We start from the raw sequence: 16,137 nt of genomic DNA, 5'->3' as shown, positions 1-16,137 counted from the left end.
ATCAGGTGGGACGGGCGAACAGGCTCATGGCGACGGTCGCGGGCGCGGTGCTCGCGGTGAGCCCCCTCGGGGTCGCGCCGCCCGCGGGGGCGGTCGTCGGCGGGCAGGAGGCGCGGCCCCACCAGTACCCCTTCATGGCGGGCCTCGTGGACGTGCTGGAGCGGCGGGTCATGTGCGGCGGGGCACTGATCGGCGACCGGTACGTGCTTACCGCGGCGCACTGCCTGACCGGCTCGTACAGCAGCCCGTCGCGCGTGGGCGTGCTGCTCGGCGACCACGACCTGACGACCGGGTCCGACAGCCCGCACGCGGTCCTCGCCCCACCCGCCCGGTTCTTCCCGCACCCGGAGTACGACCCGGAGACCCAGCGCAACGACATCGCCCTCGTCGAGCTCGCCGCCCCCGTCGCCCTCAACCGTGACGTGCGCCCGATCGGCCTGCCCACCCCCGCCGCCCCCGGCGGCTCCGAGCCCGCCCGGGTGGAGGCACCGGGCTGGGGCACGACCTCGTTCGGCGGCCGCACCTCCGACGTCCTGCGGACCGTGGCGCTCACCACCATGAGCAACTCGGCCTGCGCGAGCCGGGGCATGGCGCAGGTCGTGCCCAGCCAGATCTGCACGTACGCCCCCGGCCGGGACACCTGTCAGTACGACTCCGGCGGCCCCCTGGTCCGGACGCTGCGGGGACGGCCCTACGTCGTCGGTCTGGTGTCCTACGGCAAGGAGTGCGCCACCGACACTCCCGCCGTGAACACCCGCGTGCGCTCCTACCTCAGCTGGATCGAGCGGACCGCCGGCCGGCTCCCCCGCGCTTCATGAGGGCCGTGTAGAGGAGCAGCGCGGCGGCCAGGCCCACCGCCCAGCCGTAGTCGGACAGGGGTTTCAGGACGGGGATCAGTCCGTCCTCGGGGAAGGGGCCGGTGCCCGGGGCGGAGTGGGAGCCGCCGACGGCGAGGACCCCGCCGACCGCGAAGGCGAGCACGGCCGCCGGGTTCCAGCCGCGCCGGTACCAGTAGGGTCCGTCGGCCCGGTAGAGCCCGGCCAGGTCGAGGACGGTGCGGCGGACGAGCCAGTAGTCGGCGATGAGGATGCCGGCGACCGTCCCGAGGAGACCGCCGACGAGGCCGAGCCAGGTGAAGATGTACAGCTCGGGGGTGGCGGTCAGCTTCCACGGCATGACGAGGACGCCGACGACGCCGGTGATCAGCGCGCCCGTACGGAAGTCGATCAGTCTCGGGGCGAGGTTGGCGAGGTCGTACGCCGGGGAGACGACGTTGGCGGCGATGTTCACCGAGAGGGTCGCCACGAGCACCGTCACCAGGGCGAAGAGCAGACCGAAGACGTTGTCCGTCTTCGCCGCGAGCGCCACCGGGTCCCAGACGGGCGCCCCGTACACGGCCTGCGAACCGGAGGTGACCAGCACCGAGAGGAGCGCGAACAAGGTCATGGTGGTGGGCAACCCCAGGCTCTGCCCCAGGACTTGGGAACGCTGTCCGGCGCCGAAGCGGGTGAAGTCCGGGATGTTGAGGCTGAGGGTCGCCCAGAAGGCGATCATGCCCATGAGGGCGGGGAAGAAGACCGGCCAGAAGTCGGCGCCCCAGCCGAGCTTCGACGGCTGGTCGAGCAGCGGCCCGAGGCCGCCCGCCTTGGCGGCGACCCAGCCGAGCAGGACGAGCGCGCCGACGATGACGAACGGCGCCGCCCAGTTCTCGAAGCGGCGCAGCGCCTCCATCCCCCGGTAGATGATGGCGAGTTCGAGCGCCCAGAACAGGACGAAACAGAGCCAGAGCGTCCACGGCTGGCCGCCGACCCTCGGCACGTCCGCCCAGCCGCCGCCGAAGACCTTGTCGAGCAGGACGAAGACGCCCTGGCCGCCGATCCACGTCTGGATGCCGAACCAGGCGCAGGCGACCCCGGCCCGCACGAGGGCGGGCAGGTTCGCGCCGCGCAGCCCGAAGGAGGCGCGGGCGAGCACGGGGAAGGGGATGCCGTACTTGGGTCCCGCGTGCCCGGTGAGCAGCATCGGGAACAGCACGACGACGTTCGCGAGGGCGATGGTGAGGACCGCCTGCTTCCAGTCCATGCCCAGGGCGACGAGACCGGAAGCGAGCATCCACGACGGGATGTTGTGGGCCATGCCGACCCAGAGGGCGGCGAAGTTGTACGTGGTCCAGCGGCGTCCGGCGAGCGGGACGGGGAGCAGGTCCTCGTTCACGAAGCGGGGGTCGCCGGGAGTGGCGCCGGGGGGCAGTTCGACCCGTCCGGCGGGGGAGGCGGGTCCGGTGGGTCTTCCTGGAGGGACGGTCGCGGTCATACGGGGCAGCCCTTCGTTCGTTCGGCGGGGAGGACGGAACGGGGCCCGGTCACTGCCGTGGTGGCCGCCGTGACACCACCTCCCCTGTCTCCCCGGCGAAGCGCGGCCGCATGCGTCGCAGCGGCGACGCGGTGGCCGATATCGCCCCCTCCGGGGCCGGTTCGCTCGGCGATATCGGCCCGATAAGGCGGCCGATTACTTTCCGGAGTCCAGAACGGACGCGTGTGCCAGGAGAGGGGGGCTCATGGACTTCCGGCTTCTCGGGCCGATCGAGGCCGAACGGGCGGGCGGCGGCACGGTCCCGCTCTCCGGCAGCAAGGTCCACACCGTGCTGGCGGCGCTGCTGCTCGCGGAGGGCCGGGTGGTCTCCGACACCCGGCTCGCCGCGCTCCTGTGGGCCTTCGACCCGCCGGCCACGGCGGACGCGCAGATCTACACGTACATGTCGAGGCTGCGCAAGCACCTCGGCGAGGAGGTCGAGATCGTGCGGCGCCGGCCGGGCTACGTGCTGCGGGCGCCCGGCGCGCGGATCGACCTGGCCGAGTTCACCCGGCTCTCCGCGCTGGGCCGCGCGGCCCTCGCCGAGCGGCGCTTCGAGGACGCGGCGGCGCTGCTGCGCGAGGCGCTCGGGCTGTGGCGGGGCACGGCGCTGGCCAACGCCACGGAGGAGCTGATCGACGCGGAGCTGCCGCGGCTGGAAGAGGCGCGGATGATCGCCCTGGAGAGCCGGATCGAGGCGGAGCTGGCCCTCGGCCGGCCGGAGGAGACCGTCGCCGAGCTGACCGGCCTGGTGGCCGAGCACCCCGTACGGGAGCGGCTGCGGGCCCAGTTGATGACGGCGCTCTACCGCTGCGGCCGGCAGGCCGACGCGCTGCACACCTACCACGAGGGCCGCGCGCTCCTCGCGGACCGGCTGGGGGTGGACCCCGGCGAGGCGCTCGGCTCGGCGTACCGGTCGGTGCTGAAGGGGGACGGGCAGGGCGACGCCCGGGCGCCCCGGGCGGCGGCCGGGGTCGCCGCGGCCCGGGACGCGGGCGGTCGGGGCGCGGGTGGGCGGGACGTGGGAGGTCGGGGCACGGGCGGGCGGGGCACGGGCGACCGGGGCAGTGGCGGTCGGGACGTGGGCGACCGGGGCACGGGCGGTTGGGGCGTGGGCGGTCGCGGGACGGGCGGTCGGGGCACGGTGGTCCGCTCCTCGGCGGTCCCGTCCTCGGCGTCCGACGCCTCGGGGGCCGGGGCCTCGCCGGCCTGGGCCTCGACCGTCCAGTCCTCGGCAGTCCGCTCCTCGGCGGTCCCGTCCTCGGCGGCCGACGCCTCGGCGGTCCGGGCCTCGGCGGCCGGGGCCTCGCCGGCCTGGGCCTCGACCGTCCAGTCCTCGGCGGTCCCAGGCGCGGTGGCGGGGGCCTCGACGGGCCCGTCCTCGGTGGTCCGCTCCTCGGCGGTCCCGGGCGCGGTGGCCGGGGCCTCGACGGGCCCGTCCTCGGCGGTCCGCTCCTCGGCGGTCCCGTCCTCGACGGCCAGGGCCTCGGTGGTTCGCTCCTCGGCGGTTCCGTACTCGGCGGCCGGGGCCTCGTTGGTCCCGGGCGCGGGCCATCGGGGTGGCGCGTCGTCGGTCGTCGTGGCCGGTGTCGGGTGGGTCGTGCCGGCCGGGTTGCCTTCCTCCTACGGGGAGTTCGTCGGGCGGCGGTCCGAACTCGCCGTGCTGCACGAGCGGTTGGGGCGGGAGGACCGCCGGCCGCGGCGCCTCCTGATCGCCGGGCCGCCCGGGGCCGGCAAGACCGCGCTCGCGGTGCGCGCGGCGCACGACCGCGCCGCCCGCTTCCCCGACGGTCAGCTGTACGTGGAGCTCTGCCGGCCGGACGGCACTCCGCGCGACCCCGCCGAGGTGCTGGTCCGGCTGCTGCGGGCCCTCGGGGACGCACCGCCCGCCGCGCCCGACGACCTGGAGGAACTGGTACGGCGCTACCGGACCCGCACCTCGGGTGCCCGGCTGCTGCTGGTGCTCGACGGCGCGGTGGACGACCGGCAGCTGGCTCCGCTGCTGCCGGGCGCCGCCGAGGCCGCGGTCCTGGTCACCGGCCAGACCCGGCTGGCCCGGGTGGCGGGCGCGGACACCCTCGCGCTGCCCCTCCTGGACGACCCGGAGGCCCGGGAGCTGCTCGGCTCGCTGGCCGGCGGGGACCGCCTCGCCGCCGAACCGGACGCCACCCGCGCGCTGGTGACGTACTGCGCGGGACTCCCGCTGGCGCTGTCCGCCGCGGGGGCCCGGCTCGCCGCCCGGCCGCACTGGCCGGTGGCACGGCTGGCGGCCCGGCTCGCCGATCCGGACGACCGGCTGGACGAGCTGGCCTACGGCGACGTCAGCGTCCGCGAGTCGCTGCTGCGCTCGGTGCGCCGCATGGACCGTACGACCCTGGACACGGTGACCGCGCTGGCCGGCCCTGCCGCGCCCTTCCGGGCCGCGGAGGCCTTCTCGGCGCGCGAGGCGGCGGAGGTTCTCGGCGCGCCGGAGGACGAGGTGGAGGACGCCCTGGAGGCCCTGGTGGAGCGCGCGCTGCTCCCGCAGCCGGGGCTCGACGGGGACGGCAGGCCGCTGTACCGCCGCGGGGAGCTCGTACGACTGCTCGCGGCCGCGCTGACGCCGCGTGAGCCGGTGGTCCGGGCCGCCGCGCGCTGAGCTACGTGCGGTCGTCGCCGTAGGCGTGGTGGTGGACAGGTCCGTGGCCCGCCGGGCCCTCCGGGCGGGCCAGCGCGGCCACGACGCCCTCGACGAGGTGCAGGTCCTCCACGGTCCAGGTGGCGATCCGGACCGGGCCCCGGTCGGCGGGACGGGTGTCGAGCCGCCCGAGCGCGGTGCCGGACAGGCCGAGACCGGTGGCCTTGGCCACGGCCTCCTTGCGGGTCCAGATCCGGAGGTAGGCCCTGTCCCGGTCGGGGCCCGGCGGCAGCCCCCTGAGGTGCCGCCGCTCCCCCGGGGTGAGGTCCGGATCGGCGAACCGCCGGTCCGTGACCGGCCGCAGGGCTTCGGCGTCGACGCCGATCGAGGCGCCCGCGCCGAGGGCGAGCAGCCCGTGTCCCGCCGTACGGCTCACGCTGAGGACGAGCGGTACGCCCGGTACGACGAGCCGCGGCGGTCCGTGGCCGGTGTCCGCGCAGCCGGGGCAGGCGCGGCGGCCCAGGGCGAGGTCCCGGGGGTCGAGGCCGAACAGCTCGCCGAGTGCCCGGCGTACGATCGCGCGGGAACGCACGAAGGCGGCCGCGTCCCGCTCTGCGGGGATGGCGAGCGCCCGCCGGAACTCCTCGGTGTCCAGCAGGGGCAGGTCCTCCGGGTCGGTGCACTCCGGCGCCGTCCACCACCAGACGTGGGCCTCTCCCCGCTCCCCGAGCACCCGGACGACGTCCGCCGCGCGGTCCGGCTCCCGGTCGGCCGGGTGTTCCGGCTCCCGGTCCGGCCCGTGCCGCCTTCCCCGCGCGGATTCCTCGTCCGACGCCATGGGTGGTCCTCCTTCCCGCCCCCGGGTCGGGGGCCTACGGCGGAACGGCCGGGGGCGGTCGCCCCCAGCCGTTCCGCCCCGCTACTGGCGTGCGCCGATCACGTCGGCCGGCCGGCCCGTCAGGGCCAGGCGGCCCGGCAGCAGCGTCGCCAGGAACGTCAGGACCGCGGCGAAGGCCACCACCCCCGCGTACGTCGCGGCGTCGAAGGACGGCGAGGCCGAGCCCGTCATGCCGAGGCTGAACGCGGTGAGCACCGCGTACGCGATGCCCGTGCCGAGGGCCGCCGCGACCAGCAGGACCACTGCGGCCTCGATGCGGAGCATGCCCATCACCTGGCGGCGCGTGGTGCCGACGAGGCGGAGCAGGGCGAACTCGCGGGTGCGGTCGGAGACCGACACGGCCAGGGTGTTGACCACGGCGATGGCGGTGAAGGCGATGATCAGGCCCATGGCGACGTAGTTGACCTCGGCGTTGGACTGCTGGACCTCCGCCTGGAGTTCGGCCACCTGGCCGGGGTCGAGCACGACGGCGCCGGGCAGGCCGCCGAGCGCCGCGCGGAGCTCGTCCCGGCCGGGTCCGGCGGTCCCGTCGGTCGTGACGAGGAGCGAGGAGGCCAGTGGGTTGTCGACGTGCCGCGAGACGAGCGCGTGGGACATCGTCAGGTCACCGAAGCCGAGGCCGCGTGCGTAGACGGCCACGACGGTCAGTTCGGTCTCCGTCCCGTCGCCGAGGGTCAGCTTCAGCGGGTCGCCCGGCTTCTTGCCGAGGCTGTCGGCCGCGACCTCGCTGAGCGCGACGCTCCGCGCCCCGAAGCCGTCGAGAGCGCCGCCGGTGACGCCCGGGTCCCAGGTGCGGCTCAGGCCGTCCGTGGAGACGCCCTGGGCGGCGTACTTCTCCAGGCCCACCCGGACGGAGGTGCGGACGACCTCCGTCACCGCCGTGACGCCGGGGAGCCCGCGGAGCCGCTCGGCGGCCCCTGCGGGCACGCCGGGGCCGGCGGAGGCGACGATCCAGTCGGCCTTGTTGCCCGCCCGGGCCTGCGCGGTGGCCGCCCCGCCCATCGTGGTCTGGACGAAGAGCACCGTGCAGGCCATGCCGACGAGCAGGGCCAGCGGGGTGACGGCCGAGGCCAGGCGCCCGGTGTGGGCGCGGGCGTTGGCGGTGGCCAGGTGGCCGCGGACCCGGGAGGCCCGGAGCGGGACGCCCAGGACCGTCACCGCGACGCGTGCGATCAGCGGGCCGAGCAGCGCGACCGCGACGGCGAGCACCACGACCGACAGGAAGGTCACCGGGGTGGAGGCGGGTTCGGTGCGCAGTGCGGTGAGGACCGCGAGGAGCACCGCGCCGCCCGCGAGGAAGGCGACGCCGGCGCCGAGGCGGCCCCAGCCGGTGTTCCGCCGCTCCACCGCCGCTTCGGCGAGGGCCTCGGCGGGGCGGATGCGGGCGGTGCGGCGGGCGGTGATCCTGGCCGCGGTCCAGGCGCCGATCAGGGCGGCGCCGAGGGCGGCGAAGAGCGGGAAGACGCTGAGGGTGACTCCGAGGGTCTCCGGGATCGCCCCGAGGGCGACGAACCTGCCGTGCAGCCAGTACGCGAGGGGCAGGCCGGCGACGGAGCCGAGCACACCGGCGAGGAAGCCGACGATGAGCGCCTCGCGGCCGATGAGCCGGCGCACCTGCCTGGGTGTCGCGGCGACGGCCCGCAGCAGGGCGAGTTCGCGGTGGCGCTGCTGGACGGTGAGGGCGAAGGTGCCGACGACCACGAGGACCGCGACGAGCAGCGAGGTGCCGCCGATGGCGCCGCCCATGGAGACCAGCTTGATCCGGGCCTTGGCGGCGTCGAGGAACTCGACCGGGCCGCGCTCGCCGCCGGTGACGACCTGGGCGGTGGTGCCGGCGAGGGCCTGGGTGACCCGGGCCTCGATGTCGGTCGTGGACACGCCCGGTTCGGGCAGCACGCCGACGGCGGCGACGAGGCCGGGGCGGCCGGAGAGCCGTTCGGCCTCGGCGTCCGAGAAGAACAGCGAGGTCTGCTGCGCGAGGTCGCCGCCGGCGGGCGCGGCGATGCCGGACACCCGGTAGGCGCGGGGGGCGCCGGTGGACTGGACGGTCAGCCGTGCTCCGATGTCGATCCGGGCCCGGGTGGCGAGTTCGCGGTCGACGACGACCTCGTCGGCGCGGGCCGGGGCGACGCCGCCGGTCAGAGTGAACGGGGTCAGCGGGGCGGAGGTCCAGGAGTGGCCGTACGAGGGTTTGCCGTCGACGCCCGGGACGATCCCGCCCCGCGGGGTGACCGCGTACGCCGGGAAGGTGGTCTCGGGCAGCGCGGAGCGTACGCCGGGGAGCGCGCCGAGGGTGCGGGCCGTGTCGGCGGGGAGCCACACCCGCTCGCCGAGCGGCTTGGACTTCTCCTTGGTCTTGGTCTTCCCGCCCTTGTTCTTGACGGTGACCTGGTGGACGTTCTGGTCGGCGGCGACGATCACGGGGGTGCCCGCGTACCGCTCGGTGCCGATGGTGCCCCTGAGGCCGGTCTCCAGGAGGACGCCGCAGGCGGTGACGAGCGCGGCCGCGCAGAAGAGGGCGAGGAAGGCGCCGATGAACCCGCCTTTGCGGGCGCTCAGGGTCCGGAAGGCGTACCGCAGCATCAGGCCCACGCTCCCAGGTGGGTCATGCGGTCGGCGACGCGGTCGGCGGTCGGTGCCCGCATCGTGTCGGCGATCCGGCCGTCGGCGAGGAAGAGGACGGTGTCGGCGTACGAGGCGGCGACGGGATCGTGGGTGACCATGACGACGGTCTGGCCGGTGGTGTCGACGCAGGACCGCAGCAGGGAGAGGATCTCCTTCGCGGTGACGGTGTCGAGGGCGCCGGTGGGTTCGTCGCCGAAGATGACGTCGGGGCGGGTGATCAGGGCGCGGGCGATGGCCACGCGCTGCTGCTGGCCGCCGGAGAGTTCGGCGGGACGGTGGCCGGCCCGGCCGGCCAGGCCCACCCGGGTCAGGATCTCCTCCAGCCAGGCGGGGTCGAGCCGTTCGCCGGCCAGCCGGAGCGGCAGCTCCACGTTCTCCCGCACGGACAGGGCCGGGATCAGGTTGAAGGCCTGGAAGACGAAGCCGACGCGCTTGCGGCGCAGCTCGGTCAGCCGGGTCTCGTTCATCCCCGCCAGCGCGGTGTCACCGATGTGGGCGGCGCCGCCGGTGGGCCGGTCGAGGCCGGCGGCGCAGTGCAGGAAGGTCGACTTGCCGGAGCCGGAGGGGCCCATGACGGCCGTGAAGGAGCCGCGCTCGATGCCGACCGTGACCCCGTCGAGTGCCCGTACGGCGCGCCCGCCCTTGCCGTACTCCTTCACGACGGCTTCCAGGCGCAGGGCGGGTCCGGGAGATCCGGTGCCGTCTTGGCGGCGGAGGGTGTTCGTCTCGGTGCTCATGTGCGGCCGGTCCTTCCAGGACTTCGTGAGAGGGGGACGTCGGATGCCCTTCCGCCCGTGGCGGCGGGAACGTTCCCCATGCTCGGCCGCGCGTCCATATCGCCCCCATACGGAAGGACGATCGTCGCCCGGAGATCTATACCGGCCCTATACGGGAGCTCCGGCGGGCCCGGAGCCGCCCGCGCGCAGCGTCCGGAGCGCGTCGGCGGCGCGCTCCTCCCAGGGCGGGGCGCCGATCTCCCGGAAGAGGGTGAGCGCCTCGGCGAGCAGGTCCTCGCCCTCCTCGGGGCGTCCCCATCCGCCGCGTGCCCGGCCGAGGGCGAGCAGGATCTGGCCTTCGATCATCGGGCTCCAGCTGCCCCGGGCCACGTCCAGGGCCTCCAGGAACGTGCGCTCCGCCGCGGTGTCGTGTCCGGCCCGCTCGCGGGTCTCCGCGAGTCCCAGGAGGGCGTAGGAGAGACCGACGAAGTCCGACTTCTGCCTGACGAGTGTCGCGGTCCGGAGGAACTGGCTCTCGGCCTCCGGCAGTTGACCCAGGGCCAGGTGGACGCGGCCCATGCGGTGATGGGCCTGGGCGAGGCCTCGCTGGTTGCCCGTCGACTCCTGGTGGAGGCTCAGAGCCTCCCGGCTGAGCTCCAGGGCCTCCTGCGGCTTCCCCAGGTCGAGGTAGGTCTGGGCCATGCTCTGGAGGGCGTGTGCCTCGCAGCAGCGCCCCTTCGACTCCCGGTAGAGCGCGATGGCCTCCCGCAGCCGTTCGAGTCCCTTCTCGTAGTCCCCCCGGAACCGGTCGACGAGCGCGAGGATGCTCAGGGCCTGCGCGCGGCCGTGCGGGACCCCCGCCTCGGTGTACAGCGCGAGGGCCGTCTCCTGGCGGGCGGCGCACGCGTCGAACCTGCGCTGCCGCATGTCGACCACGCCCAGCTGCTGCTCCATCGCCGCCATGCCGCGCACGTTGCCCGCGCGCCGCGCCGCCTCCAGCGCGGTCTCGCCGCAACGGACCCAGTCCGCCATGTAGTTGCGCGACTCGAAGAGCACCTCCATGTACATGACCAGCTCCCAGGCGGTCTCGTCCGCTCCCGCTCCCGCCGCCTGCTCCACCACGGCGATCAGCGAGAGCCGCTCGGCCTCGAACCAGCGCATCGGGTCCGCGAGCAGCTCCTCGACGAACCCGGGATCGAGCGCCCTGCGGGGCGTGTCGCCGCACACGATGTCCCGGGCCGATCCGTACTCGCGCCGGGACGCCTCCTCGGCGATCGTCAGAAACGCGCGGAAGACGCGGTCGCAGGCCGCCCGCCGGTCCTCATCGGACTCCTCGGCGCGGGCTCGTTCGGCCGCGTACAGCCGCATCAGGTCGTGCGGCCGGTAGCGCAGCTGCCCGGTGCCGTCGACGCCCGCGACCTGGAGGAACTGGGCGTCGACGAGGTGCTCCATGAGGCGTTCGGCCTCCGGCGGCGCCACGTCGAGCAGGGCCGCCCCGACCCAGGCCGTGTAGTCGGGCACGCCGAGCAGTCCGAGGCGGCGGAAGAGCCGGGCGGCGTTCCGGTCGAGGTGGCGGTAGCTCAGGCCGAAGCCGGCCCGCACCTGGGAGTCGCCCTGGCTGAGTTCGTCGAGGCGGCGCTGCTCGTCACTGAGCCGGGTCACCATGTGCCGTACCGACCAGTGGGGTTTGGACGCCAGCCGGGCGGCGGCGATCCGCACGGCGAGCGGCAGCCGGTCGCACAGCTCCACGAGACGGGCCGAGTCCTCTGGCGCGGCGCGGACCCGGTCCTCGCCGGCGATGTGTCCGAGGAGTTCGACGGAGCGGTCCTCGGGGAGGAGCCCCAGGTGGATGCGGGCGGCCGGGGGCCAGGTGACCAGCCGCTCCAGCTGCTCGCGGCTGGTGACCAGGACGGTGGAGCCGCCGCTGCCCGGCAGGAGGGGTTCGATCTGCGCGTACGTACGGGCGTTGTCGAGGACCAGCAGGACGCGGCGCTCGGCGAGCACGCTGCGGTAGAGGGCGGTCCGCTCCTCCAGACCGCTCGGCACGTCGTCGCTCGGCACCCCGAGCGCGCGCAGGAAGCGGCCGAGGACGTCGTCGGCGTCGGTCGGCGCGTGCTGTTCGTCGTACCCCCGCAGGTCGACGAAAAGCCGCCCGTCCGGGAAGCGTTCGGCCACGCGGTGGGCCCAGCGGACGGCCAGTCCGGTCTTGCCGACCCCGGCGACCCCCGTGATCAGTCCTACCGTGGGTGCGCTCCGGGTCCCGGTCCGCTCTTCCAGCAGGCTGTCCAGGCAGGCGAGTTCGTCGTCACGGCCGGAGAACCCCGGCACGTCCGAGGGGAGTTCGGACGGGACGAGGCGCGCTCGCCGGCGCGGGGACGCGGCCGGGGACACGGCCTCGGCGGCGCCGCCGGGGCGCCTGGTGGCCGGACCCGCGGCGTCGACGGCGAGAGCCGGGTCGTCCTTCAGGATCGCGTCGTGCAGGCCGCGCAGCTCCGGGCCGGGGTCCATGCCCAGCTCGTCGACGAAGCGGCGGCGCGCGGCGCGGTAGCTCTCCAGCGCCTCGGCCCGCCGCCCGGACCGGTACTGGGCCAGGACGAGGTGGTACCAGGCACGCTCGCGCAGGGGGTGTTCCTGGACGGCGGCGGCCAGTTCGGGCAGCAGCGACCTGTGCCGGCCCAGGTCGAGCCGGACCGCGGTCAGGGCCTCGCGGGCGTGGACGCGGCTCTCCTCCCAGCGGGCCGCCTCCTCCTCCACGAGCCGTCCGGCGACCCCGGCGAGCGCGGGCCCGCGCCACAGGGCGAGCGCCTGGGCGTAGCGGCGCTCCGCCTCCTCGGGGCGCCGCTCGCGGACGGCCGCCTCGGCGTCGGCGAGCAGCTCGGTGAAGGTGGCGGTGTCCAGGGCGTGGCCCTCGGCGCGCAGCAGATAGCCGGGGTGCGCGGTGACGATGACGTCCTCGGGCGCCGTCTCGCCCGTGCCCCTGGGGGACTCGCCCTTGAGCGCCTTCCGCAGGGCGGCGACGACGATGGCGACCTGGGTGCGGGCGGTGGCCGGGGGGCTGCCGCCCCACACCTCCTCCACGAGGGTGTCGACCGGCACGATCCGGCCGGGGCTCAGGAGCAGCAGGGCGAGCACCGTGCGCTGGCGCGCACCGCGTACCTGCACGGTCCGCTCCCCCGCGGTGACCGCCAGGGGCCCGAGTATGCCGAAACCGAGTCGCTCGCCCATCGTTCTCCCCCCGTCGCTGACCGGGCAGGACAGCGTGATCACTCTATCCGCGCCGGTCCCCTCCCGGCGTGGCCTTATGTGCGGCCCACAGTTCGCCGGGGCGCCTGCGCGACCGTGCGGCGGTGGCACAATCGCGGCGTGATCGAGGAGCTGATACCCGCGCCCGCGAGCGCCGCGCACACCCGGGTCGACTCCGCGGCGGCCGTGCGCGCCCTGTTCCCGGAGGAGGCCGCGGCCGTCGCGCGCGCCGTGCCGAAGCGGCGGCAGGAGTACGCGAGCGTCCGCATGTGCGCCCGGCTCGCGATGGGCGCGCTGGGCGTCCCCTCGGTGGCGCTGCTCTCGGGGCGGCGGGGGGCGCCGCGCTGGCCCGAAGGTCTGGTGGGGAGCATGACGCACTGCGCGGGGTACCGGGCGGCCGTCGTCGGCCGGGTCTCCGACTACCGGGGGCTCGGCATCGACGCCGAGCCGAACTCCCCGCTGCCCGAGGACGTCCTGGAGTACGTCTCGCTGCCTCAGGAGCGGGACCGGCTCCGCGCCCTGGGCGCGGCCGCCCCTGACGTGTGCTGGGACCGGCTGCTGTTCAGCGCCAAGGAGGCGGTGTTCAAGGTCTGGTACCCGCTGACGGGGCGTGAGCTGGACTTCGGGGAGGCCGACGTCCGCATCGACGCGGGGGCGGGCACCTCGGCCCCGGGACCGTACGCCTCCGGCACCTTCTCCGCCGACGTGCTGATCCCCGCCGGCGGGCCTGACGGGGCGCATCTGAAGCTGCTCGAAGGCCGCTGGCTCTGCCGTGACGGTCTCGTCGTGACGGCGATCGCCCTGCGGCGGCGGACGGACGGTCCGCCGCCGGGGCGCTGACCGGCACCTCCGGGCCCGCGGCGGGACGACGCGCGGGGGATGGATGCGTCGCCGTCGGGGCCCGGAGGGGCCGGGGTCATTCCGCGGGCTTGCCCGTCAGATGCGCGAACACATCGTCCAGGGTCGGCCTGCGGACGGTGAAGTCGCTGACCTCGACTCCCGCGTCCCGCAGCGCGATCGCGACGTCGGCGACGCTGCCGAGGCCGTCGTCCAGCTGGACGGCGACCGTGCCCTTCTCCGCGTCCACCGACGGCACCGTGGTGAGGGCGGGCCCGAGGGCCGCGAGGACCGCGGGCACGTCCGACGGCGCCGGCACCGTCACGTCGAGCCACTCCCGGCCCACCTTCCGCTTGAGGGCGTCGGGGGTGCCGTCGGCGATCACCCGGCCGGAGTCCACGACCGCGATCTGGTCGGCGAGGAAGTCCGCCTCCTCCAGGTACTGCGTCGTCAGGAGCAGGGTCACACCGTTGGCCACCAGCTCGCGCACCAGCTCCCACAACGCCATCCGGCTGACCGGGTCGAGACCGGTGGTCGGCTCGTCGAGGAACAGCACGGGGGGCGAGGTGATCAGGCAGCTCGCGAGGTCGAGGCGCCTGCGCATGCCGCCGGAGTAGGTACGGGCCGGCCGGTGCGCGACGGCCGTGAGGCCGAAGCGCTCCAGGAGCTCGTCCGCGCGCCGCCGCGCGGTCCGGCGGCCGAGGTGCAGCAGCCGGCCGAGCAGCACCAGGTTCTGGTGCCCGGTGAGGACCTCGTCGACGGCCGCGTACTGGCCCGCGAGGCCGATGCGCCGGCGTACCTCGTGCGGCTGCCGGGCGACGTCGAAGCCGGCCACCTCCGCGTGTCCGCCGTCCGGTGCCACGAGGGTCGTGAGCACCTGCACGGTGGTCGTCTTGCCCGCCCCGTTGGGTCCGAGCAGGCCGAGGACCGTGCCGGAGCGTACCTGGAGGTCGATGCCGGAGAGCGCCTCGACGTCCCGGTACCGCTTCCGCAGGCCCTCGGCCCGGATGGCCGTCTCCACCTCTGCCGTCCCCACCGGGCTCAGCCGACCGGGTCGGCGGCCCGCTCGCGCAGGCTGCGCGGGCGCATGTCCGTCCAGTGCTCCTCGACGTACGCGAGGGCCGCGTCGTGGCTGCTCTCGCCGAGGGCCACGGTCCAGCCGTCCGGGGTCCGCGCGAAGGCGGGCCAGAGGCTGTACTGCTCCTCGTCGTTCACCAGGACGAGGAACGTGCCGTTCTGGTCGTCGAAGGGGTTCGGCATGTGGTCACTTCCCATCTGTCGCGGACTCGCGGGTCCGGTCGACTGTGGCAGGGGGCGCTGACACCGGGCTGATGCCGCTGGTGCCGGACGCGGCGGGGCGGTCGATGCGGACCGGGAGGCTGGTGTACCCGTACACGAAGTTCGAGTGGAGCAGCCGCGGTCTGCCGAGGAGTTCGAGGTGTCCGGCCTTGTCCCGGAGGGCGCGGAGCATCGCCTCGACGTGGGTGCGGCCGAGGAACGCGCCGATGCAGAAGTGCGGCCCGTGGCCGAACGCCACGTGTTTGTTGGGCGTACGGGCCAGGTCGAAGCGCTCCGGGTCGGCGAAGACCTCCTCGTCGAAGTTGGCCGAGCTGTTCCACAGCGTGACCACGTCGCCCGAGGCGATCGTGCGGCCGCGGATCTCGACGTCGGTGAGCGCGCGCCGGCCGAAGTGCATGGCCGGGGTCGTCCAGCGCAGCACCTCCTCCGTGGCGGTGGCGGTGTCGACGAGGCCCTCCTTCAACGCCTTCCACTGGTCGGGGTGTTCGGCCAGGGCGATCACGGCGCCGACGGAGGACATCCGGCTGGACTCGTCGCCGCCGAGGATGAGGCTGTAGCAGTTGAAGACGATCTCGTCCTCGGTCAGCGGCCGTCCGTCGACGGTGCCGGTGGCCAGGGCGCTGATGACGTCCTCGCCGGGGTCCCGGCGGCGCTTGGCGGCGAGCTCGGAGAAGTACAGGAGGATCTCGTTGCGCGCGAGCCACTCCTCCTCCGCCCCGTGCTCCGCGCTCGTACGGGAGAGGGTCATGGTGTTCCAGTGGACGAGCTGCTCGCGGTCCGCGACCGGGACGCCCATGAGGTCGCCGATGGTGTTGATCGGGATGTGGTCCGCAAGGTCGACGACGAAGTCGAACGCGCCGCGCTCCAGGGCCTCGTCGAGGAGCGCGACGGTACGGCGGTTCACGCCCTCCACGACCGGGGCGAGGACCCGGGGGGAGAAGGACTTGAGCATGAGGTTGCGGATCTCGCGGTGGCGGGGCCCGTCGGTGACGGCGAGCATCTTCCCGGACGCCGAGTCCTCGCCCTGGAGCAGGGTGGCGAGGACGTTGCCGCGTTCGGAGGTGAAGCGTTTGTCGTCCCGGTAGACGGCGACGACGTCGGCGTGCCGGGACAGCACCCAGAACGGGGGCGCGCCCGGGGTGGCGCGGTGCCGGTGGACCGGGCTCTCGGCGCGGAACCGGGCCCACATCGCGCGGAGTTCGGGGCGGGTGAAGGTGAGCGGATCGGTGAGGTCGACGCTGTCGGGGTGCGGGGCCTGCGGTCCGTGAGGGCCGGGGGCCGGCGGTCTGTCGGACTCGGCGTCGGTGGGCTGCGGTGCGATGGGTCGCATGGCGGGTGCTCCCTTCGGAACACGGCGGAGAGGGGACGTGGACCGCGGCGCACGGCGAAGGTGGGCAGATGGGTGGAGGGTTGTTCCGGTCGGTGGGGCGGGTTGCTGTCGTGCGGTGGAGCGGGGTCGTGGGGCGGGTGTGGTCGTGTCGTGCGGTGAGCGGTCCGGTGGACGTGTGGTGCGGTGTGGAGCGGACGTGCGGTCTTGCGGACTTGCGGTG

The 16,137-nt window shown here is 75.0% G+C and carries 11 protein-coding genes; 3 read left to right on the top strand and 8 right to left on the bottom strand.

Translation table 11 applies throughout. From position 1 onward, the window contains the following. Positions 1–5 precede the first annotated feature (5 nt). Positions 6–818 (top strand): serine protease, encoded by an 813-nt coding sequence (locus DEJ43_RS31420; RefSeq protein WP_106433775.1) that lies wholly within the window; start codon positions 6–8, stop codon positions 816–818. Here DEJ43_RS31420 and DEJ43_RS31415 read toward each other — a convergent pair. Then, the gene (locus DEJ43_RS31415; protein WP_015037458.1) at positions 772–2,313 is read right to left on the bottom strand and encodes an NCS1 family nucleobase:cation symporter-1; all 1,542 of its coding nucleotides are present in this window, start codon (positions 2,311–2,313) and stop codon (positions 772–774) included. The two genes, DEJ43_RS31420 and DEJ43_RS31415, sit on opposite strands and share 47 nt — an antisense overlap. A 244-nt stretch (positions 2,314–2,557) precedes the next feature. On the opposite strand from DEJ43_RS31415, the gene DEJ43_RS38385 reads away from it, so the two are divergent. Beyond that, positions 2,558–4,990, top strand: coding sequence for an AfsR/SARP family transcriptional regulator (locus DEJ43_RS38385; protein ID WP_233448007.1), 2,433 nt, complete (start codon positions 2,558–2,560; stop codon positions 4,988–4,990). A 1-nt stretch (position 4,991) separates the two neighbouring features. Here the strand turns inward: DEJ43_RS38385 and DEJ43_RS31400 are convergent, their stop codons facing one another. The 4 genes from DEJ43_RS31400 to DEJ43_RS31385 form a co-directional block, all read right to left on the bottom strand. Then, positions 4,992–5,807 (bottom strand): 4'-phosphopantetheinyl transferase family protein, encoded by an 816-nt coding sequence (locus tag DEJ43_RS31400; protein ID WP_015037454.1) that lies wholly within the window; start codon positions 5,805–5,807, stop codon positions 4,992–4,994. Positions 5,808–5,888: 81 nt separating this feature from the next. Next, a complete protein-coding gene (locus DEJ43_RS31395) occupies positions 5,889–8,450 on the bottom strand; it encodes an FtsX-like permease family protein (protein WP_181399403.1) in 2,562 nt (853 codons plus the stop codon). Further along, the gene (locus DEJ43_RS31390; protein WP_015037452.1) at positions 8,450–9,229 is read right to left on the bottom strand and encodes an ABC transporter ATP-binding protein; all 780 of its coding nucleotides are present in this window, start codon (positions 9,227–9,229) and stop codon (positions 8,450–8,452) included. The genes DEJ43_RS31395 and DEJ43_RS31390 overlap by 1 nt, the downstream gene beginning before the upstream one ends. 147 nt (positions 9,230–9,376) lie before the next feature. Then, positions 9,377–12,433: an AfsR/SARP family transcriptional regulator gene (locus tag DEJ43_RS31385; RefSeq protein WP_015037451.1), complete on the bottom strand. Its 3,057-nt coding sequence runs from the start codon at positions 12,431–12,433 to the stop codon at positions 9,377–9,379. Between the two features lie 138 nt (positions 12,434–12,571). Here DEJ43_RS31385 and DEJ43_RS31380 point away from each other — a divergent pair, with 138 nt between their 5' ends. Next, on the top strand, positions 12,572–13,291 hold the full coding sequence (locus DEJ43_RS31380) for a 4'-phosphopantetheinyl transferase family protein (RefSeq protein WP_041663086.1): 720 nt from the start codon (positions 12,572–12,574) through the stop codon (positions 13,289–13,291). 76 nt (positions 13,292–13,367) lie between these two features. On the opposite strand, the gene DEJ43_RS31375 is transcribed toward DEJ43_RS31380, so the two are convergent. The 3 genes from DEJ43_RS31375 to DEJ43_RS31365 are packed head-to-tail and all read right to left on the bottom strand — an operon-like array spanning position 13,368 to position 15,917. Then, complete coding sequence (locus tag DEJ43_RS31375; protein ID WP_015037449.1) at positions 13,368–14,324, bottom strand: daunorubicin resistance protein DrrA family ABC transporter ATP-binding protein; 957 nt, start codon at positions 14,322–14,324, stop codon at positions 13,368–13,370. A 5-nt stretch (positions 14,325–14,329) separates the two neighbouring features. Further along, on the bottom strand, positions 14,330–14,548 hold the full coding sequence (locus DEJ43_RS31370; protein ID WP_015037448.1) for an MbtH family protein: 219 nt from the start codon (positions 14,546–14,548) through the stop codon (positions 14,330–14,332). A 4-nt stretch (positions 14,549–14,552) separates the two neighbouring features. Beyond that, complete coding sequence (locus tag DEJ43_RS31365) at positions 14,553–15,917, bottom strand: cytochrome P450 (RefSeq protein ID WP_015037447.1); 1,365 nt, start codon at positions 15,915–15,917, stop codon at positions 14,553–14,555. Between the last annotated feature and the right edge of the window lie 220 nt (positions 15,918–16,137).

The sequence above is a fragment of the Streptomyces venezuelae ATCC 10712 genome (assembly GCF_008639165.1).
In the GTDB taxonomy this organism is placed as follows: Bacteria; Actinomycetota; Actinomycetes; order Streptomycetales; family Streptomycetaceae; genus Streptomyces; species Streptomyces venezuelae.
This window is presented reverse-complemented; position numbering and strand designations above follow the sequence as displayed.